Consider the following 23,548-nt stretch of genomic DNA (forward strand, 5'->3'; position numbering starts at 1 on the left):
TATACAAAATTGTTTTACTCTCTTAACGTTTCATTAACCATTCTTAATTGTAACAGCCACAACTGAGTGAGGTAAAACACTTAAATCAAATGTAACTTCATTATTATTATTCACAATCCCCCATGAAACTTTCTCTTTTTTCAGTTCTGATGCTTTTATCAACTCCTCAATCTGTTCTCTATTGAGATACGTAGGACTGCCCATTTCAAGCCATACTCTTTTTGGATTGGCATTATATTCATCTATTCTCTCCACAAAAACTTCATGGCAATCCTTAATACCTTTTAAAACAACTTTTATATTTTCGGTATTAATAGGAGACAGTGGAACATTATGGTTTGAGATCACGAGTACTATTTCTCTCTCATTCTGGACAGCTATACAATCAATGGTTGGGCTTTTATCTTCAAACTCTATCTCAATCCTCTCACCGCTTAGTTTATCTAAAATTTGAAATGCTCTATAGGATGGTTTTGGTATACCATGAATATTTAGAAGCCCAAATCCCCCATGAAAAGGTAAAGAGCTTTGTCCACATTCTTCAAAGATATCTGTAAATGTCCAATAAGAATAACACCCAAGTGGTAAATCTATAATATCAATTATTGTTTTTACAATAAAAGCTGCATCGTAAGGTATATCGTGATATGGGTCTCGAGGACTTGGAGAGTTATTCCATTCAGTGTAGTAAACAGGCAATGGATATGCTTCTTCTAAAGCCTTTTTTACCCTCTCTGCTAATTCACCTCTCTTTGCTTTTGCCATAGCCTCTTCCATATTTGAGCTTGTACTGAATGCTAAATCTGTTGGATATTGATGTGTTGAAATAAAATCTATTGGAACACTATTTTTTGTACAAAAATCTTTTAGTTCAGGTATCCATGCATCGATTGCAGTAGCTGGTCCACCAACCTTTAGTTCAGAGTCCACTTTCTTTATTGCAAAAGCTGCATATTTGTAAAGTTTAAAATATTCTTCCATTGTTCCTGCCCAGAAGAAATCCTTTAGATTTGGTTCGTTCCATACCTCAAAAAACCATTCTCTTACTTCATTTTTCCCATATCTGCTAATAAGATGCCTTGCTAACTCCTCAATAAGCTGACCCCATTCTTCATAAGATTTCGGCGGTGTTATATTTCCTTTGTAATGGAAAACTGTTTTTGTACCTGACGCTAACGCTTCTGGCATAAAACTTAGTTCAATAAATGGTTTCATACCTATCTCCAAAAGAAAACCAATTATAGAATCTATGTTGAAGAATGAAAATGAAAGTAGCCCATCATCATTCCTAAAACAAACACTCATATCATCATTCAACCAACCGTGAAATCGAACATACTCAAAACCAAGTTCATCACGACATTTTTTTAATTGCTTTCGCCAGTCTTCTCTTAATGCAGTTGTTGCATGACAGCTTCCAACACATTTTGTCCAAAATTTGTTTATTTTTTCAAGTTTCTTTCCATAATTAATAGTTATTTTCATTATTTTCCTCCTCTCCATAAGTGTTGTCCATTCTTATTTGCTTAATAAAGATGCCTTCCAGTCTAAACCTGCTTGGAGAAATGAGTAAAAACAAGGTTTAGGATTGCAATTTTTATCCCAAAGATACATGCACTGTTTAAAATTTTTATATAGAGGATAATCGTCACAGATACCAAAAACAGTAACACAAGTTATGTTGCAGGGCCCACCATTATCAGTATCTTCCTTCAATAATAACTTCATCATTTCGTAATACCTATCTGCTTGTTTTTTGAGATTTTCAGGAGTACGATTGCTCTCATCTCCCTTTATTTCAAAATTTAACTCAGTAATATGAATTTGTAAGCCAAGTTTTGCAAATGTTTTTAATGTCGTTTTGAATGAATCTATATCATCAGAATCTAATTCAGGATAATTCAAGCCTACTGTAGGTTGAAGACCCAACCCGTCAATCAATCCTTTTTCTTTAAGTTTCTGAGCAAGATTATAGATTGCTTCTCTCTTTGCAGGGAGAAAAACATTGTAATCATTGTAAAACAGGGCAACATCTTTTTTGGCATATTTTCTTGCATAATAAAATGCCTTTTCCACATACTTTTCTTTCATAATGGTATACCAATTATTATTGGTTTCTCTCCATGAACCATCATCAAGTATAGCTTCGTTAACAACATCCCAGCAATAGACAACACTGGGATAATTTTTTTGACAAAATTCAATTACCTGTTTGATATAACTTTCCAACCGGCGTTCCATAGTAGCAGCATCTACAAGTGGTTTCGATACATCATAGTCTTTGAGGAAAAACCATTCTGGCGTCTGATTATGCCATACTAACACATGTCCTCTCATTTCTATGCCATATTCCTTATAAAATTGTAAAGCAGGTATGCAGCTATCAAATTTACACACTGGCATTCCATCTTTACTTGCTTTTGTAGCTTCATAATCTAAAAGGTATTGGGGCTTCATCAAATTAGAGAGAGTAGTACTGTTAAAGTGTTTCTTTAAAATTGCAGCCATACCAGAGTGATTGATAGCAGCAGTTTCAACAGAATAGCCATTAATTGCCGCTCCAACCAGGAAATAATCCTTATATACATCTTTTAAAGCATAATCTTCAACTTCATTCTCTTTCATTGTTGCTGGTTGCCCCCTTGAATTTGTTTTGTCCTCACTCTCACCTATTTTGCCCAAGATTTCCTCAACAGTTTTCTTCTGCTCTACAGCAGACTGAATAGTACACGATGTAAAAAAGAAAACCATTGCAATGCTCAACACTGCAATGGACAAGATATTTGTCCACTTTCTTTTCATTATTTTTCTTCTCCCCTAACAAAAAAAGTTAAAAACTCTATTTGCATCCACATCTATTCGTAACATTTAAAAAAGTTTGTCAGGAGAAGGCAGAATTAGTGCCTTCTCCTCTTTGGTTTTTTGAAACATTAGTTCCAATTTTTTACTTTCCACTTAATTATTTCTGTCTTAAATTTTTCGTAAACTTTGTAGTTTGTTTTTTCAAATTCCTTAACAAATTCATTCCATATTTTATCGTATTCACCTGGCTTTGCCATTACGAGTCTTGGCAAATATTTTCTTCTTACCTCACTCATTTTTTGTTGAGCAATTGTAACATCTTTTCTTTCAGCAGGAATATTGATTTCCCATGCAAAACCATATGGTGTTTCTAATGGTGGGTCTGTAAATGGAAGTTGCATAAAGGTTTTTGCTTTATAAGCATCAAGAACTTTTTTCTCTGCTGATGTAAAGTTCTTATATACGTAATCCGGATCAAAACCAGGTTCTCTATAGTTTCCATCCTGCAACTTCAGATATGCATGTGGAAATGTCCACCAATAACCAAGTCCTCTCTTCCTCCTATATTGTGGGTCCTCTCTATTTTTCTTTTGTTGATCTGTTAAATACATTTTCCCATTTTTGTCAACACTATAATCAACACCTTTTATTCCCCAATACATTAGTTTTTGAGCTTCCATCGAACATAAAGTATCTAAAAATTTAAATGCACCAACCGGATCTTTACATTTTTTTGTAATGCTTATTCCATCGCGCGAACCTATCGGTGACCTCATCACATATTTAGCACGTTGTACACCTCTGTAAACAACTGGGAAAGAAATATGCAGTCTATTGTATTTTTTGGCATTTTTTAATGATTCCTCTGCATCGTACCCAAATTGCCAATATTGATCATAAAACCCAACTACTCTACCTTGAGCAATTTTTGAAAGATAAGTATCATAATTCTGTACAAATACTTCTTTGTCTATTAATCCTTCTTGCCATAGTTTATTTAAATCTCTGTAATATCTTTTTGAAGCTTCCATAGTTGAATACACCTTAGCTTCGAAAGTTTTTGGATCAACTATAACATCCCCATCGTTTTGGTAACCCATTAGGTATGAAGGTGGATTTTCTAATGTAAAGAATCTCCAACTCTCAGTAATAAATGTGAAACCAATTGTAGGATATCCTTCGATTTTAGGGTTCTTTTTAACGTAATCTCTTATCAACTTGAGATAATCTTCCCAATACCTAACCTTTGGCCATTTAGCCTTCTCAAGCAAATCAATTGGCAACCAAAAACCATCAGGTTTTATATCTGGTGAAATTTCGTTTCTATGCGGGGTTAAAAAGTAGATATGCCCATCTTGTTGTTTCATTCTCTTTAAATCTTTGCCAGAGTAAATTTGTTTGCAATACTTTCCATATTTTTGAATATAATTTTCGATAGGCACAAGAACCTTAGCTTCTATTAATTTTCCATGTTCATTCCCACCATATATTAAATCTGGTAAATCACCTGATGCAAGTATTAAACCAATTTTTGTAGCCTCATCCTGACCAGTTGCATATTCAATTTTAAGCTTCACCCCTGTAAGCTTTGTAATTTCCTTACCAATAGGTGTATCGAAAAGATTTGGATGTGGCTCATCGTTTGTGTTACCATTGTAAAAAGTAAAAACCTTTACAGTTTTCGATACACTCCGAGCTTGAACATCTTTTGAATTTATTAAGTTTATGCCTATAACTGAAGAAATCAAAAATGTCATTACTATTACAACTGCAAAAAGACGTTTTTTCCTCATCAAATTAATAACCTCCTTTATTTAATATTTCTAAATATTACAAAAACTTCTTTATTTTCTCTTTCTTTTTTCACTTGAAATATTCAAACACATTAATTCACCTCCATTTTTATGCTAAGGTATATATGACAATTTAATTAGAAAGCTTATTTAGCCACTCGAAAGCTTTTTTAATATGTTTGTTCCAAAAATCCCAATCATGTCCACCTTCGTCTTCCTCATAAATCACGTCTATACCTTCATTTTTCAAAAAATTAAATAAATCTCTGTTTTCTTGAACCAAAAAGTCATCCTTGCCACATGCCATGTATATTTTTGGAATACTACCCTTTTCTTGTTTTAGCTTAGTAACTAAGGCATTTATGTCTTTATCGCTACCTATTAAAGAGTTTAGGTCTCCAAATACTCGTCTATAATAGTTATAACTTGCATAAGCATTTCTATAATCCTTAGGAATGCCTGCAATCTTATGAATTATTAGTGCTGATGATAAAGCTATTATACCTGCAAAATTCTTATTATATTTAAGCCCATTTCTAAGAGCACCGTAACCTCCCATTGATAAACCGCCAATAAAAGTTTTTTCTCTTTTTTGAGGAATAGGAAAAACGTTTCTTGTAAATTCTATAATTTCATTTCCTACAAATTCACCAAAATATTCTTCCTTTTCTTCATCATCTAAATAAAAACTATTTTCACCTGATGGGAGAAACACAGCAACATTATATCGCATTGATAATTCAACAATTCGGGCTCCACACAACCAATCCATGTAGTTACCAGCATAACCATGCAAAAGATATAAGGTTTTCAAATTTTCACTATCAACATCTTTCTGGAACTTCTTATCTGGTTTATCTACGGGTAAAATAGCCAAAATTGTTGTGTTCTTCTTCAACATCTTTGAATAAAAGTTGATTTGCATGATAGCCATATTAAAAGAACCCCTTTCTTCGTTAAAAAATCTTTAAAATCTTAATATCCTGTACAAGGCTTCTTTTGGTTTTCCATTTACATCGAATAAGAGAGGCCAATCTTTTCGACCCTTTACAGGAAAGTTATCTTTCCATGTGTGTCTGTCGCTAATACCCCATAATGTAACAGAAGTTATTACATCTTTATATTCTCGAAAAACCGCAAATACATCTTCATATACTTTTGCTTGTAGTTCAAGCATTTCCGGGGTTGGTTCAAACAAGTCAGTTCTCCTATCTTCAAACTCAAATACTGAAATGTCAAGTTCTGTAATATGAATTTCTAAACCTAAGGAAGCATATACTTCTATAGCCTTTTTTAAATTACTAACAAGATTTTTATCCCATATATTCCAGTGTGCTTGTATACCAATTCCATCTATTGGAGTACCTCTTTCTAAAAGCTCTTTTAGAACTTTGTAGGTTTTTTCTAATTTATAAGGCATTTCATTGTTATAATCGTTATAAAATAACTTTGCATCTCCTGCATATTCTCTTGCTATCTCAAAAGCAATTTTAATATAATCATCTCCAATAATTTTTCTCCAGTTTGATTCTCGCAAAAGCTTTTCTGTTTTATCTTCTACTGCTTCGTTCACCACATCCCACGCATATACTACATCCTTGTATCTCTCACACAAAGTTTTTATATGCTCTCTTAACCTTTCAATAACTAACTCTTTTGAGGCTTCTTCCCCATTCTTATCTAAAAACACCCACCCTGGAGTTTGATTATGCCAGACAAATGTATGTCCTCTCATCTTCATGTTATTCTCTATTGCAAAGTTTCTTATCCTGTCAACCTCTTCAAAATTATACCTCTGCTCTTCTGGATGAATATTTTCAAACTTCATAGCATTTTCTGGTGTGAGACTATTGAAATGCTTCAAAAGAATTTCCCTATGAACTCCTTCTAAATCTTTCGCAGTTACTGCAGCACCTATTTTAAAGTAATCTTTGTATGTTTTTGCTAATGATAAGTTTAGCATCTCTAAATTTTCGCCCACAATTAAACACCTCATTCCTTTTATTTTATAAAGCAACTAATAACCTGGTATTTTACTATCGTCAAGTCCTATATAAGTATCTGATTCATCTACAACCTTGCTTATCTCAAAAAGCACCACAGCATTTTTACTTAGCGTAAATTCAAGGGTAATATAACCATTTTCTGCCATCATTCTAAATGTACTTATTTTAGGCTTTGCTACCTCTCTTAATGTTTCTATTTGTTCTTTGGTGGGATACCTAGGTCTGCCCATTTGGATCCAAGTACGCCATGGATTCCCGTTTTCTTCGTCTATTAGTTTTTGCTTTATAAATACATCATTATAATCTACAGGTATTTCTATCTTATATTTTTTATCAGTTGCTTCCTCTTTTTTCATAACTTCATTCCATGCAACTATGGCAATTGTACCATTTTCTCTCTCCGTTATTAATATATGTTCATCTCTATAGAGTATCTTGTTTCCCATAGCATTAAAGAACGTAAACATGTGAAAGACTGGTTTTGGAATATTATTAAATGCAACAAGGCCAAAACCTCCATGAAAGATTGCCCTTGGAACATCTGCTTCCTCGAACACATCGCTAAATGTCCAATACGAAAAAGAATCCACGTAATCACCAGCTTCACTCAGTACTCTTGCCAAATACGCAGCATTAAATGGTGTATCATGTATCGGACACAGCGGATGGTACGAACTGTTGAATTCGGTTATGTGTATCGGAAGGTCCGGAAACGGCGAATTCCTTACCTTTTCTCTGACATTTTTAAACTCGCTTAGCATATATTCAATTGGATGCACATCCTGGTATACAAAATGTGGTGTGTACTGTGGAGGCTTACCTGTGTACGCATGTCGTGTTAAAAAATCTACCGGTACTTTATTCTTGTAGCAAAAGTGCAAAAAATCATCAATCCAATAATCGGAACCGCCACAGATTGCCGGTCCACCCACTTTTATATTCTCATTTACTTCTTTTATGGCTTTTGCTGTAACTTCATATAATTTGAAGTATTCTGCCTGGTTTGCATCCTTCCAGAATACATTCAAATTAGGTTCGTTCCAGATTTCAAATGGCCACTGAATAACCTCTTTTTCGCCATATCTGTCTATAAAATGCTTTACAACACTTTTGATTAACTTTTCCCACTTACCATAGTCCTTAGGAGGGGTAACATTACCCCTCCAGTAAAATACTGTCTGAGTACCAGATGCAAGTTTTGATGGCATGAACCCAATTTCAACAAACGGTCGTATGCCAAGTTCTAAAAATGAGTCATATATTCTGTCAATATACGTGAAATTGTAAAATGGAACTTCATTGCCATCAATTATATCTTCACGGTAAATACCTACATCATCATGCAGCAGCCCATGAGCTCTTATATATTTAAAATCTATGTGTTTTTTCACATATGAAAGAGCATCTATATACTCCTTTTGCAATGCCAGACCTATTCGACCGCTACCAACACAAAACTTCCATTTATCTGGAAATATGCCTATTTGCTTGCCTTTCTCAATCTTTATATTCGTCACTATACCTTCCCCCATTCAATCATATTCTGACCTTTGGGTTATTTCTTCGTATTCAATTTAGGAATAGCCGGTGGTGCAGGCAGATTTATATTTTGTGGTACTACTGAGTAATCTATCAGTGCCCAGAAAGCTGGTTTGCCATCATAATATTCATCAAACAAAAGCGGAAAATCTGGCTTGTTGAAAACTCCCCTGAGCCATGAATAGTCATCTTTGAGCCCCCAGAATGTAACACTCTTGATTATTTTTTTGTATTTTTTAAATAGATTAAACAGTTCATAATACTTCTTTGCTTGCCTTAGCAGCATCTCTCTGGACGGTTCAACATAGTAAACAGAAGAACCCCATTGATAAAAGCTCATGTCAAGCTCTGTAATCTGAATCTCAAGCCCCGGAATTGTACTGAACAGTTTTATTGTTTCTTCAATTTCTTCAACAGACGGACTGTCGACATTTATATGACACTGAAGCCCTACACCGTGAATAGGAATACCTTTAGACCTCATTTTTTTGATCATGTTGTATATAAACATCCTCTTCTGGGGTACCTCGGTGTTGTAATCATTGTAAAAAAGCTTGGCTTTAGGGTCTGCCTCATGCGCCCATATAAATGCTTTTTCGATATACTCTGGACCACAAATTTTGTACCAGTTCGACCTTCTATACCCATCTGGCTGAGTTTCATCTATAGCTTCGTTCACAACATCCCATGCATATATCTTGCCTTTATATCTTCCAACAACTGTGTATATATGCTTTTTCAACCTCTTTAAAAGCTCATCCTTTTTCAAAAAGTTCCCGTTGGAATCTTTGAAAAACCAGTCTGGGGTTTGGTTATGCCACACAAGTGTGTGTCCGCGAATACTGATGTTATTCTTAGTTGCAAACTCAACAAAAGCATCTGCTATTGTAAAATCATATTTGTCAGGCCCTCTAAGAAGGCTTTCCGGTTTCATCTCATTACCAGGTGTAATGCTATTGAAATGTCTTTTAATAAACTGTGTGTCAACACTATTTGTCAATTCACCATACCCAATAGCAACACCTACTTTAAAATCATCTTTATACTTTTCTTTTAAAGACGGAAGATTGTAATTTGGCTCTTGCAGTTTCAAGAGGTCGGATATAGTAAAGTCGTCAATCCAGAAAGATAATGTTGGGTCTTGGGATTCAATATAAAAATCAAGTTCCTCAATTTTGCCATTATTGGGCACAACATAACTTCCACTTATTTCAACCCAACTATCACCCGCAACTTCGCTTGAAGTTATCCAGTCATACCTGTATTGTGCTTCATCAGCCATTTTTCTCTGAACCAAAATCGAAAACCTTTTTAAATCCATTGATGTATGATATACCCAGATACTGAATTTGTAACGCTTACCGGGAACAACATATTTGATAATTGGAATCTTAGCTCCATGCCAGAAGGCTGTGCGACCAGATATATAAAGGCTCTTATTTCCTTCATGATACTTTGAGGTATCTAATTTTATTTTTACACCCTCTCCTCTTGGCTGCCAGTTAGTAGTATTATTTTCAAATGTGTCCTTATATATTATAGCCTGTGATAGATAAGTTTCCTCGGTCATTATCTGAATATTGTCCACACTATACACGGTTGTTTTATCAATTGTTGGATGAATTGCAATTATCAGATTTACCAGGTTTTTCAGTCTTGGGTTCCATTTTGCAGCAATTTTTTCCCACTTGTTTGGCATTATTATTTTTTCGCCAAGCTGAATGTATTTTAAACCCTTGCCGTCATCATACAAAGCCGTTATGGAAAATGCTATTGGGTTTTTGCCTTCGTGCTTTATATAACTTGATATCACCCATGTCTTGCCTCTTTTCAAGACATCCTTTACGTCTATTGCGAGGCTGTCCCATATGGATTTTCTGTTTGTAACCTTGATGCTCTTTTTCCCTTCTATCGCTGAACTTTGTTCTGTTGCTATTTTGGCATTGCCATATGCAAAGAAAGTGAATGTATCTTTGCCTTCAAAATTTACTGTTGTCACAGACGCTGTCTGAGCTATTGCGCCTGGTATCACCGGGTATATTAGTGAAAAGACACTTGATATGATAAGAACAACAGCCACAGTCAAAGGTATCACAATCTTATACGCACTTTTTCCCATACTTCTGGTCCTCCTTTTACTTTACAAATCTCCAGCAATCCATATCAAACAAGTTGCTTTCTTTTTCTCCTTTGAACACAAAATACAAATCATGTGCACCTGTTACATTTTCAACCTTTGCTTCTATTTTGACCCACTGCGAAGTAGAACTATTTTGTGGCAGAACCTCCGCAACTGCAATTGTTCTGCCATCAACCGAGTCTATCTTGATTTCTATATAGCCTTTCCCGTTGATGTTAGAAACCATCGCCTCAAATTTCTGCGGACCTACACTTCCAAAGTCAACCTTAGAAAGCGCAATCCAGTCTCCACTGTCTATACCTGTTAAACACATATCATTGCTCCCATTTGCTTTCTTTGTTGAAATTCCTGCACACCATGCAAATGTCTCTGCCTCAACCATTCTGTATGGATCAAAATTCTTCACCTGAGCTATTCCTCTGTAGTCGGCAATTACTTCTTTTATTGTACCGTTTTCAATCTCCACCTGGTTTATATGCGGTGACCTGTAACCTTTCGCAACCCCCATATCCTTTGCAAGGGTCTGTGCATGGTATGCTATATACCACTTGCCATTGAATTCAAACAACTGGTGATGGTTATTGCCACCAACTCCAAAGAAGTTGCCAGGATTTTTAAGTATAACCCCCTTGTATTCCCACGGTCCCATTGGACTTTTGCTTGTCATGTATGCAATTACACCAGCAGGCGGACTGCCTTGCGGTCTTGCTCCGCTGTAGAAGTTTGTACAGTAGGAATAGTAATAGGTATTGCCAATCTTGTTTATCCCGGAGTCTTCAAACATGAAGGGTGCTGGAATAGTAACAGCACTGCCAACAACGCTTATCATATCACTGCCAAGCTGCATAACACGTGCAGTGTTTGGCATAGCATCCTGGCCCTGTGGAACTCCTCCACCAAAATAAATATATGCCTTGCCATCATCATCTACTAAGACTGCAGGATCAAACAGCCATACAACTCCTTCAACACCTGGTGTTGACCTTGAAATCAAAGGTTTTCCGATAGGATCCACCCAAGGACCTACTGGAGTGTCTGATGTTAAAACTCCTATACCACTTGCATTATTAGCAAAATAAAGGAAAAACTTATCTTTTCCATTTATCTTCTTGTAAGCTATGCTCGGTGCCCACGATTGAGTTGCCCATTTAGCAATACCGTTTGGACCGGCTACTTCAATCTCTCCATGGTCTGTCCAGTTAACAAGGTCATCCGAAGAGATTATGGTAATTTTGTTTATTTTGCTATATGTGTTATCCTTAATGTTGCCATTATCATCATATTCTAAAATATCATTAGTAAGATATATATAAACCCTATCCTTATAGACTAAAACTGCAGGGTCAGCGCCAAACTTGTGAGCTATTAACGGATTTGCATTTGTGGGAATTTTCCCAATAGGGTTTTTCGGTGCTACAAATTTTACCTTCGTCACTGCACTTTCACTCCTATAGTTGATCTTTTCTTTTTCACAATTTACAGTTAATGATTGAATTCTAATCTCATCACAAAAAGATTCTGTTAATTTCTCTCTTTGCTTTAATTTAATATTAACTAAATCTATCCATCTATTGTCACTGTCTAATGCCTCAGTATCAATATTCTTAATATTTATTAATGCTTGATCACTTCTTTTCTTCTCAACTAAAACAACTGCATTTTTAATCCGCTTATCAGCAACAAGAGCCTCAAGAACATCAAGCTCCTTAGGGAATTTCAGAAGTATTTTGATTTGTGTCATCTTCTTGCCCTTTGGTAAGCTATTTAGCGAAACTGTTAATTCATAGTTTTTATCGATGTCATTACTAAGTTCAATGATATCTTCCTTAAGATAGGCTTTCAAATCCTCTTCAGTTTTTTCCCCTGTGAGCTTGCTTGAAAATTTAAAGAAATCGATATCTACATAACCGCCAGTTTGTTTAGTAGCAAAATTGAATATTGCAAATCTATAACCCATAAAGTGCGGGATTGTATAACGCATTGCTAAATCTGAACCAAATTTTATCCAATTTATTCCGTCATAACTGTAGTAAAAATATGCTTTATCAATTTCAAAGTCAAAGTCTATTTTCAAATAAACCATTAACTGTTGAAGTTTTGTGCTTTCTACTTCTTTGCCTTTTTCGACCATTACAATGTAAAATTCTTTACCTTGTTTTTTTACGCCAATAAAGCCATACTCTTTTTGAAACGCAGCAAGTCCAGCATAATCACCATCTTTCATATTTCTTACATCCATCAATATCCATCCAGAACATTTTGGTCCAAGAGTTCGCTGAGTAAGTGTATTCCGTGCTTGTTGTATATCACTTACTACATTGCATGTTTTTAATCTAAGAAAACCTTTTCTTTCTAATAAAGACCACTTTGAATTATCTGGATTATGGTTCCACTGCCATGTCAAATCCAATACAGAACCATTTGGTGCTACTTCTTCTGATTCTTTTTGTGTAACCAAAACCTCTTTTATCGAAACATATTCTACGTAGTAATCTATCAAATCCTTATTTTTATCTGGTTTTTCAGTTACAGGAGTTTGTATAAATAAGTAAACGGTTTCTATATCTTGGCTAATTGTAAATGTTCCAGATATGGATGTCCATTCATTTTTATTTGCAAAACCTTTTATAAGCTCCTGATAGCTTTCCTTCCCGTTCGACGTTATTTTCGCAGCTAAAATGAACTCTTTTGTATCAGGACCTTTAACATATTTGACTCTAAACACTGCATTATACTTTTTCCCTTTTTCTACTCTACCTGTTAAATTCTGTTGAATGCCAGACCTGGGACCAGTTCTATTATACACGTGGATTATATTCTTGCTGCCTTCCCTTACAACCTCAAGCTTTGCTCCTTCTCTGCCTTTCCACCCAATTGTGCCTCTGGCAAAATTATTATTAATGACCAATTCAACATCCTTTGTTATCTCCGCATTTCTGATAACCTCAAATCTTCTTGGATTAGATTCAGCTTTTTCTTGATAAAATTCATCGCTTTTTACTACTTCTGTCTCAAAGCTGCTCTGCCCAGGCTTCACAAATTTGAGTGGTACTTTCCCTTTTTCGTCGCCAAATACTGGCCATCCATTTTCCCACCTTACAGGTACAAGAACAGGAACACGTCCGACAGCATCATGGTCTTGAAATAGCATTGCGTACCATTTTCCGTCCGGTGTATCAATTAATCCACCCTGGGCAACTCCGTTGTTCTTATAACCTAAAGTATCACTAAGTACAACTCTTCCCTCGTATGGACCATCAATCTTGTCGGCTCTGTATACACACTCTTCTCTTATTCCACCCTTTTTCCATCGAATTGTTGTTATGTAATATTTGCCATTTATCTTATATGCATGTGACCCTTCTTCCAACCCATCTATTTTTGATTTTATTATAACCTTGTTTATTCCCTTAGGGTTGATCGCTTTCAAATCAGGCGTGAGTTCCTTAACTCTTATCTCCGAGCCACCATAGATTATGTAGGCTTTGCCGTTATCATCAAACAAAAGAGAAGGGTCATGTAAATATTCGTTAAATTCAACTCTTTCCCAAGGACCTGTAATATTTTTTGAACTAAAGAGATATGTCTTACCAGTATCTAATGCTCCAAATAAAACATAAAACTTTCCTTTGTAGTAGCGAATACACGGTGCCCATTGTCCTTTGCCATAAATATTCATCCCATTTTTTAAATTATGCGCATCATTGTCTTCTAATCTGTCATAAACATAGCCTATGATTCTCCAATTAACAAGGTCTGTTGAGTGCATTATAGGCACTCCTGGAGTCATATGCATAGTTGTACTAACCATGTAGTAGTCATTTCCCACTCTGATGATATCAGGGTCAGGAATATCGGCTAAGATTATTGGGTTAGAGGCAATTGTATTATTTTGTAGCAATTTTGAACCTCCCTGTTGGTTAGATGAACTATATGCTTTATTGATTTGAAAATTCACAAATGCAGATAAAATTAAGCATATGACTAATGTAGCAGGTAATATAATCTTTTTAATCCATCTTAATAATTTATTTGCCATTTTATTTAACCCCTTATCTGAATTAATTGAATTTAAGGCATGCTCCAAAAAGTGGAGCATGCCTTAAATCTCCAAAATCACTACTCAATCTCTTCAACCTTTATGTTGTCAATTACAAAGTCTCCACCTTCTGTTATACCAATTCTCAAGCACATCTTCTGTGAGTTGTCTGGAATATTTGTAATATTTCCTTCTACTTTGTATACTGTCTGACCTCTATCGATTGTTTTTGAAATATTACCGTACGACTTTGCACCAGACTTTGGTTCGCTGAGTATTGTGCAGGATATTGTCGTCTTACCTGCAGACACTGCTTTTAATACTTTGACCTCAAAGCTGATCTTGTAATCGTGCCAACCGTATATCTTTATCTTTGCTGGATCGGTTACAACATAAATCTCTTTTCCATCTTTTGACTGATCCCATGTAACTTTTAATGACTTGCCTTTTATTGCTTCTTTTCCTGATACAACTGAAAGTTTAACAGTTTTCTTTGAAGTATCTAACAACTTAAAGTTGTTCTTTCCATCTTCAAAATTAGTTGTAAATGGCTTAAACGGTTTGTATACAACTTCTACTCTTCCGGATTGTGCATCTTTTATATTCTTCTCAATTTGTGGTCTTAAGCTTGACAATGCTGATGCAACTGAATCTGAACTATCAACTCTTCCAAATATATCCCAATGTGGCATTCCCATTAAGCCTTCTCCTAATGCTGGATAGAAAGACTTTTGAGCAAGCTTATTTACAAAATCTACAAGATACTTTGGCCTATTCTTTGCATTGACATCATCATGATTTTTCTGAACGCTTTCTAACAGTAAATTGATAAATTTCCCTGCACCAATAGGATTCTTTGAACCCTTCATGATACCATACCCATCGGCATCAAACGGATACAAACCAGCCTTATTGTCAGGCCCTAATGGCAATGGAGCTGCTTCAAGTTCATCTTCAACTTCTCTTTTATCCTGGTCAAATTTATACTGTGGTGCAACAAGCATTACGGTCTGTCTCTTTTTAAGACCAGAAACTGTTATATCCCAGTCACGTGCAAGCCATCCTTCTTTGGCACCCTTCTTGTAAAAATTCAATGCTCTCTGCAGTGCAGCATTGTCAAAATTTAACTTTCCTTTTCCTGTTTTGTCGACCGAAACAAATGCAACACCATTTGAATATACCAGAGCAGTAGCCGCCCAGAAGTTAACTCCATATCTATCAATTTTTCCATCTTTATTGGTGTCCGCAGTTAATTTTTTTGCCAGTGCAGCAAATGTATCCCAATTCCATTTTCCTCTTTTGTAAAGCGCAAGTGGCATTTCTTCCTCATCTATACCTTCTTCTAACATTAAATCCTTATTATATATAACTAACCATGGCACATTTGAACCTTTTTGAGATGCCAAGTAGTAATGACCATTGTACTTAAATGCATAATCCATTGCTCTTTTATTAATGTATGGTGCTTTTAAGTCAACATATTTATCAAGCGGTTGTACAAGACCTCGTGTAAAATGAGATGGGAAAGTACCAACTGAACCGAATATGACGTCAATTGGATCGCCAGCAGCCATTCTTGCTATTATTTTGTTTTGCCAGTTGTTCCAATCTGAGTATACGATGTTAACTTTTCCACCATACTTCTTTTGGTAATCTTCTATTGCTTTTGTAACTGCTTTGTTGAAAAGGTCTGTGCTTTTAAGACTCTCTTTAGAAAAACCAGGTCTTAGGAAAGAAATGTCACCTAATTTAGATGATGCTTCTGCCTTTTGGGTTGTGTTGCTAATGACTACAGCAACTGAAGTAATTAAGCAAACGATAAGTACAATAGAAACAAGTTTTTTGAAAATTTTTGATTTTAGCATAATATCAACCTCCCTTTGTTTATTATATTGATGTATTTTAATTCCCCCTTAATTTAGAGGGAATTAAAACCTCTTTTAACCAACAATACCCGTTCTCTCGATACTCTCTGTAAAGTACCTCTGCCCTATTATATATATCACTATAAGCGGCAAAATTACCATCAAACACCCAGCTTCTAAGACAGTAGAGCCCATTAAATATATGTCCTCAGAAGAGAAGTTATACGCATCTTGTATCATACTCATCCTGTTATTTAAAACAGTTAGCATAACTGAAATCGGAAGGTTTTCATTATAAAACATAGCTGAAACATAATAATCGTTCCAATGCCAAACTATTGAAAAAAGCATAACCGTAATTATTGCACCTGTTGCATTCGGAACCATTATTCTAATAAAGGTTGAAAATGGGCCACACCCGTCAATTTTTGCTGCTTCTTCTAACTCAACAGGCATATTTCTGAAAAATTGCCTGAATACAAAGATGTACAAGCTTGATCTTATACCCATTCCGAAAAGATTTAAAATGTAAAATGGCCAAGGGGTATCTAAAAGATTTACTGTAAGCGGCTTACCAGTTATAAAACCCAAAAGCTTCCCGATGTAAAGAAAATCAAAGTATCTGAATTTTACGTACAGCGGAACAATTATCGTCTGTAACGGTACTACAATAGTAAATAATAATATAGTAAAAAGTATTTCTCTTTCTGCAAATCTAAATCTCGCAAACCCATATCCCACCATCATACATATAAAAGTTTGAATAATAACTGATGGTATGAGCATAAGCAGTGTATTTTTTATTGCTGTTGGATATGATAGAAGTACATTAGCATATTCAAAGTTGGAGAATGTAATATGTTTGGGTATCCAAATAACACTCGGATCAAACAAGTCTTCCTTCGACCTCAGTGCATTACTAATTAGAAACAATATTGGGTAAAGTAGTATGTAGCTCATACATATTACAAATGCATAGAGAAATACTTTTTTTAGCACAATGAATAAACGTTTCTTAGCTACTGATTTTGTAACCTCATTTACATTTAATCTTTTACCAATATATGACATACTTAAACTTTTTACACTTTTCATAACTCAGTTCGCCTCACTTTAAATTCAATTTTTTTGAAAAACCATTACGTCAAATATACCACTCGTTTTCCAATTACTCTGTTAACTATCAGTATAATAACCATAACCACTAAGAAATATATGATAGCAATGGTAGTACTATATTCAAACCGTCCTTTATTTGCTTCATCTACAACCATTCTCATTACTTGATTGCCATAATCGGTGAAATAATCAATGATTGAATATATGATTGCTACATACACTGTGGGGGATATCATTGGAAATGTTATTTTCCAAAACTTCTCCCACTCTGTTGCACCTTCAATTATTGCAACTTCATAAAAGCTCTTCGGTATGTTATGCAATGCTGCCAATATCAAGAGAATCTGTACCCCTGATCTCCAGGTTAAATCGAATATTTTATTTACGATATCTACGACATACATGCTAAACCATCGGGGTATACCTGCATTTATTAACACAGCCCTTAAATTTTCTGCCTTAAAAATTGTTGTAGATGAGGCAACCATGTTAGAAGTACTTCCACCTAAAACATTTTCCTTTAGTACCGTTATTACAACCCCAGAAGCAATTATCACAGGAAAGAAAAATATTGTTCTTGCAAAAGTTCTTCCCTTGAATTCATCCTTTAGTAGGTAAGCAACAAATATGCTAAATACTATTACAATTGGCACTTCATATAACATACTGGTAATTGAAGATGTAAGATTTTTGACATAATTCGGGTCTTTTGTGAACGCGTATATATAGTTTTCCCAACCAATGAATGAAAACTCCAATCCTTGGTCTCCTAAACTTAACTTCTGAAATGTATAGTAGACCGAATTTACAAATGGTATTATGAAAAAGACAATCAATCCAATCACCCATGGAAGAACAAACAATCGACCATACATTGCCTCTTTCTGTTTCAATGTTAGTTTTCTTCTAAAAATTTGTTTAAAAGGATTTGTTTTAATCATTAATCAATTCACCTCTTATTCTATCACTTTGAAGTTTCTTGCTTTAACCACTGTATTATATACCCTTTGGTCTGTTGATGTATAGTTAATTATTATCTCCGTCCCACCTTCAAATTTTACAAGTACTAATCCCTCTTTTAATAATCTGTGTTCTAAAAATTTCTTGTTCTTGATTTTACTTAAAACTGGATAAAGTTCTTTGTAGACCTTTTTCAAATCATCAAGCCATAACTTGTAATTTGATGAATACAAATAATCGCATATGGTTTCTTTTAATTCATCTTCATTTCGAGCAGTCCAAGTAAACTTTATATATGAACCACTTTCCAATACTTTCAGCTTCCAAAGCCATTCGTTTGAATAGTCATTGACTGATGGTGTTGAATATGGAATATAACCACGCAGTACCATCTGATAAAATGGTATTTCATAATCTTCTATTGCAAATTTGCTACTGTAAATGGGAATATCAACAATTTCACTTGCGTTTGTAATAAGATAACCATTTGGTTCTGTAAGCAACAAATTATAATGTCTATTTTTTATATACCCAACAATTTGTTCAAATATCTTTTCTGTCTGTAACCTGTTTATTTGTCTTGTTCCAAAGTCTGAATATAGCATCTTTGAAATTGATGAAATAGAGATATTTTTTGTAAAATTAAGTTTATTAGGAATAGCACTTTTGACAAATCTACCAACATAATTAGGAGATAACATAAACAATACTGGATAATCGTCGTCTGGATAGCACGTTGCAGGTGAATATCTTATAAGCTTTGTAGGAACTTTTTTCATTGACTTTGTTGCAACCACATTTATCGGGTAAAATAATGAACCTTTTCTGAAGGTTACAAAATCTACATCAAAGTATACCTTCGTTCTATTTTGTGAAAAGTAGTTCAGCATTTTTTGAAGATCATTTCTACCACCCAAAACACCTTCAGGATCTAAATTTACTGGCAAATTGTAGAAAACACCGTTATTGTACCACCCTGTGTATTTTACAACTACATCTTTAATCCCCAGATTCTTGACCTTCTTGACAATTTCTTGAGCATCCTTAAAAGTTGTCAATGGAATTGTTATATTTCTTGGCACCCCTACAATATATTTAATTTTCTTGACCCCGCCATAGAGTTCAATATAAATTGGTAATTGATCCTGATTATTTTTCTTGAGCCCTTTTTCTTTTATCAAATACTCCCTATATTTTTCTGCCATTGCAACATAATCAGACTTGTCTTTATCGAGTAAATAATATCTTATCGAATATTTTGTCTGCGAGGGTATGTTATTTTCAAATATATTAAATGTCTCTTCATTCCATTGCTTTTCTTTAAAGGTTATACTATCTTGCTCTCTTACAATAAATTCACTAAAAACTTGATTGTATGAGGTTCTTGAACCACTTGTATACGCATTTATGATTGATTTTGAATCACCTTCAGTTATCACTGCTAAATATCCCACATTCCCCTTTTTCAAGCCAAAGACTGGAAGTCTTGCATACTGTGTCACATAAACATTATGTTCTCGAACCAAGGCATAATCAGGACCATAAACACGCTGTGAATATTCTTCGTTGCCCTTCTTGTTATTAAAGTTTATAACAGCACCACACCCGTCTGGAACAACTATATATCCACTTTCTTTAATGCTTCCTGCACCGAAAAAAGGTAGAAGCTGGATTGAAACTAATCTATATTTGTCTTTTTTCAGTTCTTTTATTTGGTTTACCAAAATGTCAACATTGATATAGTCACTATTTATGGTAACTGAAATGGGTATTATAAACCCTTCTTTTCTGAAAGTATATGTCGCAACAAATCCGTCTTTTATCTTTTTAATTTTTAATCCCTTTTTCATGGCAGACCCAGCATAACTGTTTACTGTTTGCACAGTGTAAGATTCCATGAATGCATACTTTAAAACCATCTGCGAAGCAAGTTGGGTTCGCATACTACCTGCCGCAATAGGATCATCACGCCAGTTTTCTGGATTGCTTAGCCAAACTGTGTTTGTCTTTTTGTCAAGTACTTTAATATATCCATATTTTTCATTTACATACAATTCAAATCTGTTGTTAGATGCCATTTTTTTGTAAGTTATATTATTTGCCAAAGCAAATTGAGAAAATTGCACGTACCCCAGAAGAACTAAAACACTAATTGATATATTTAAGATAATTTTAAGTCTTCTATGCAAAATCAATTTAAATGCCTCCTTTTTCAATACCTCGGCTATATCCTCAATAAAATCTCGCTGTAAATATTCGAAATAAAATCTATTAACTGTCCAAAAAGCGTAAGCATCAAAACAAGTATGAAAAGTATAATTCCAACTCCAATTACGCTCAAAACCATTGTTCCAACAGTTTTTCCTGCCGAAAATTGATGCGCTGCTTTCATCGCATTAAACAAACACACAATTAACCACAAAACACCTATCATCCTTACAAAATTTATAAACATTGCTTCTTCTGCTATCAAGAATTGACTCATTATAACTGCCAATAATGTACAAATAATATATGGCACCAGTGAATATGCTGAGAATATCCACACTTCTCCAAATTTACCCTCACCTTCCATAAGTGTTGTCACCATCCAGTTAGAAAGAACCCAGAAGAAGAATATCCCAACAGTACTTGAGAAAAGGGATATTATATTGATTTTGTCTTGCCTGTACGGATTAAATATGAAACCTGTATACTGTCTGTTTATGACCATTGTAATAAAAAACAGAAATACTATTAAAATTGCTAATCCAACAGAACCTTTTCTCTCTTCTTTCAATTCTTCGAAACCTCTAAATGGGTGTAACATTGTATGAATTGGATATTTGTATTTGTTTATTTTCTTTGTATATATTTCTTGAGCCGAAACAGGCTTTTTGAATCGCTTTATTATAATGTACAAAGCTATTATCATTACTATCAAAATTGTTGCAAGTACTCCAAAGTTTCTTTTCAAAAACTCATTTCTGAGGTTCTCTTTTGCTTCTGAATAATCTTCTTTGTCATTTGCTAATCTAAAGTAATACATTGCATCTGAATATCTATCCATTCTCAAAAGTGCTTTGCCCAAACCAACCTGCGCAAGAGCAAAGTTGAAATCCATCTTGTGAACCTGTCTCCACAAATCTCTTGCCTCATCATACTTACCTTCGTTGTACAAAATAGTAGCTTTATGTACTAAGCTGCCAAGTTTGGTTTCTTCAAAAACAGTAATTGCTCCTTTCAACTTATCAAGTACAAGCAGAGCATTTCCTATACTATCAACTGCTACCGGGTCTCTAAATGTTCCTATCTGGTCACCCTTGCCGCCACATATAAATAGCAAATTAGCATTTTGGTCATACTGGAATACTCTTCCTCTCTCGTAGTCAAGAGCATTTATAAAGCCGTCGTTTGTTACATCGATATCTATAAAATATGTATCTTCAAGCTCCTTTCCTGAATATTTTGGAATATCACCATAATCCCTTGTTTGACCTTTTTTCTTATACCAAAGAATATTTTCACCTAAGTAGTTTAGTTTTCTAATCTCACCTTCACTAATATCTGTAAGATTTGATGTCGTATATATAAACCCGTCTTTCCCTATGTCAATACTCGTACATTCTGTTGGCAAGTATCGTACCATTGATGATTTTTGTTCTTTTGTAAGAATACTTTTCCAAATCCTATCTACAAGGAGTTGCCAAGTTACAACAACTTTGTTGCTACCATAAAATCCTAAAAAGTTTCCATTTTGATCAAACATATAAGCACCCTCGAAGCTACCCAAGGAAAGCACATAAATAACCCCTGCATTGTCAACAACAACTTTGAACGGGACAAAATCTTTTTTTGCTGCTTTTAAATCTGTTATAGGTTTTTCTATAGTTTTTACTAATTTACCATCTTGATTTACTACTAAAACCACCTTTGCACCCTTGTCGCAAATGTAGATAAAACCGTCTTTATCAACAAATATGCCTTCTGGCTCTACAAGCTGAATATCACCATTATTAGCAAGGAACTTATCAATTACTTTTATCAATTTGAAATTCTGGTCACAAATCACAATTCTTTTATTCCCACTGTCCATTATATAAACATTTTTTTTACTATCTACATACATATCTGATGGATTTTTAAATGCTCCAACACCCAAATCTTCGCCTCTAACCCATTTACTAGGAAAATAACCTGCTGCACTTGGAATCTCGTGCAGATATACATCATAATTGTATTGATAATAAGGTACTTCTCGCATGTCTTCTATTATATACGCATATACACTCATATTACCGAACCACTGAAATATTAAACCTACTAAAAATACAGTAATTAGTTTCGCATATACTCTCCTCTTTAGTTTCACTGTCCTCACCTTTACTTTCATAATTTAACATAGATTATTTAATAAGAAACACCTTTTACTTTATACCTGCATTCACCATTGTTTCCATAACACTGCTCTGGGAAATTATGAAAAGTATTATTGGTGGAATCATTAGAACCAATGCAACTGCTGCTCCAACTCCAGCACGTGCAATACCCGCTGCTGCTATCTGAGACATAAGTGTAGGTAATGGTTTGAGGCTCTCACTGAATATGAACGAACCGCCTGTTTGATTCCATAACTGCTGAAAAGACAAAATCATTAGAGTAAGCCATGCTGGTTTGACATTGGGCATAACTATTCGCCACCACGTTTTTAATTCACTTGCACCATCAATCTTAGCAGCTTCTAAAAGTGCATCTGGAATCTGCGTCATAAACTGCCTCATTAGAAAAAGCCCCAGCGTCATCTGCCAAGCAGGAAAAATCAAAGCACCATAAGTATCGATAAGTCTTAGATTCGACATTATAATGTAAAGAGGGATGTACGTAACCTGTGGCGTAAAAAGCAGCGCAAGTACGATTATCTCGTTTATAATTCTCTTCGCAGCAAACTGATGTTTAGCAAGCGGATAAGCAGCAAGTGAAGCTATTAAAATGTGTCCCACTGTCCCCACTACACAGATAAATAAACTGTTAAAAACATACCTTGAAAAAGGCACCCACATATTTGTCGCAAGTTGAAATAGCAAAACAAAGTTATCAAGCGTAGGACGTCTTACATAAAGTCGTGGTGGAAAGATGAAGATCTCATCAAATGGCTTGAATGCATTGACTATTGTATAAATCAGCGGCAATGCCATAAAAACACCTAAAATTGCCAGGATAGCAAATATGACAAGATTACCAGCTAAACTTCTGTTTTGTTTTCTCCATGCCAATGTTGCTTTTTTACTCAATTGATTTCACCCACT

14 protein-coding genes are annotated in these 23,548 nt (G+C 34.7%); all 14 read right to left on the reverse strand.

Annotated elements, in window-relative coordinates; all coding sequences use genetic code 11:
• Window positions 1–33: 33 nt before the first annotated feature.
• The 14 genes from ELD05_RS12685 to ELD05_RS12750 all read right to left on the reverse strand — a co-directional run bounded on the left by ELD05_RS12685 (window position 34) and on the right by ELD05_RS12750 (window position 23,533).
• Entirely contained in the window at window positions 34–1,485 is a 1,452-nt protein-coding gene (locus tag ELD05_RS12685; RefSeq protein ID WP_127352712.1) for a GH39 family glycosyl hydrolase, read from the reverse strand.
• A gap of 33 nt (window positions 1,486–1,518) precedes the next feature.
• Window positions 1,519–2,802, reverse strand: coding sequence for an endo-1,4-beta-xylanase (locus ELD05_RS12690; RefSeq protein ID WP_127352713.1), 1,284 nt, complete (start codon window positions 2,800–2,802; stop codon window positions 1,519–1,521).
• A gap of 128 nt (window positions 2,803–2,930) precedes the next feature.
• A complete protein-coding gene (locus ELD05_RS12695; protein ID WP_241243509.1) occupies window positions 2,931–4,559 on the reverse strand; it encodes an ABC transporter substrate-binding protein in 1,629 nt (542 codons plus the stop codon).
• A 169-nt stretch (window positions 4,560–4,728) separates the two neighbouring features.
• Window positions 4,729–5,529 carry an alpha/beta hydrolase gene (locus ELD05_RS12700; protein WP_127352715.1) on the reverse strand — a complete coding sequence of 267 codons (801 nt, stop codon included), beginning with the start codon at window positions 5,527–5,529 and terminating at the stop codon, window positions 4,729–4,731.
• A gap of 33 nt (window positions 5,530–5,562) precedes the next feature.
• Window positions 5,563–6,558, reverse strand: a complete 996-nt coding sequence (locus ELD05_RS12705) for an endo-1,4-beta-xylanase (protein WP_127352994.1) — start codon at window positions 6,556–6,558, stop codon at window positions 5,563–5,565.
• Between the two features lie 54 nt (window positions 6,559–6,612).
• Window positions 6,613–8,118, reverse strand: coding sequence for a GH39 family glycosyl hydrolase (locus ELD05_RS12710; protein ID WP_127352716.1), 1,506 nt, complete (start codon window positions 8,116–8,118; stop codon window positions 6,613–6,615).
• Between the two features lie 38 nt (window positions 8,119–8,156).
• The gene (locus tag ELD05_RS12715; RefSeq protein WP_127352717.1) at window positions 8,157–10,259 is read right to left on the reverse strand and encodes an endo-1,4-beta-xylanase; all 2,103 of its coding nucleotides are present in this window, start codon (window positions 10,257–10,259) and stop codon (window positions 8,157–8,159) included.
• Between the two features lie 16 nt (window positions 10,260–10,275).
• Window positions 10,276–14,319, reverse strand: coding sequence for a family 43 glycosylhydrolase (locus ELD05_RS12720; RefSeq protein WP_127352718.1), 4,044 nt, complete (start codon window positions 14,317–14,319; stop codon window positions 10,276–10,278).
• Between the two features lie 80 nt (window positions 14,320–14,399).
• Window positions 14,400–16,184, reverse strand: a complete 1,785-nt coding sequence (locus tag ELD05_RS12725) for an ABC transporter substrate-binding protein (protein WP_127352719.1) — start codon at window positions 16,182–16,184, stop codon at window positions 14,400–14,402.
• 75 nt (window positions 16,185–16,259) lie between these two features.
• Entirely contained in the window at window positions 16,260–17,279 is a 1,020-nt protein-coding gene (locus ELD05_RS12730) for a carbohydrate ABC transporter permease (protein ID WP_127352720.1), read from the reverse strand.
• Between the two features lie 44 nt (window positions 17,280–17,323).
• Complete coding sequence (locus ELD05_RS12735; protein WP_127352721.1) at window positions 17,324–18,244, reverse strand: carbohydrate ABC transporter permease; 921 nt, start codon at window positions 18,242–18,244, stop codon at window positions 17,324–17,326.
• A gap of 15 nt (window positions 18,245–18,259) precedes the next feature.
• Window positions 18,260–20,458 (reverse strand): DUF5696 domain-containing protein, encoded by a 2,199-nt coding sequence (locus tag ELD05_RS12740; protein ID WP_127352722.1) that lies wholly within the window; start codon window positions 20,456–20,458, stop codon window positions 18,260–18,262.
• A 29-nt stretch (window positions 20,459–20,487) separates the two neighbouring features.
• Window positions 20,488–22,635, reverse strand: coding sequence for a YIP1 family protein (locus ELD05_RS12745; protein ID WP_127352723.1), 2,148 nt, complete (start codon window positions 22,633–22,635; stop codon window positions 20,488–20,490).
• 34 nt (window positions 22,636–22,669) lie between these two features.
• Window positions 22,670–23,533, reverse strand: a complete 864-nt coding sequence (locus ELD05_RS12750) for a carbohydrate ABC transporter permease (protein WP_011917916.1) — start codon at window positions 23,531–23,533, stop codon at window positions 22,670–22,672.
• Window positions 23,534–23,548: the final 15 nt, after the last annotated feature.

Origin of the sequence: Caldicellulosiruptor changbaiensis (genome assembly GCF_003999255.1) — a bacterium.
Classification (GTDB): Bacteria; Bacillota; Thermoanaerobacteria; order Caldicellulosiruptorales; family Caldicellulosiruptoraceae; genus Caldicellulosiruptor; species Caldicellulosiruptor changbaiensis.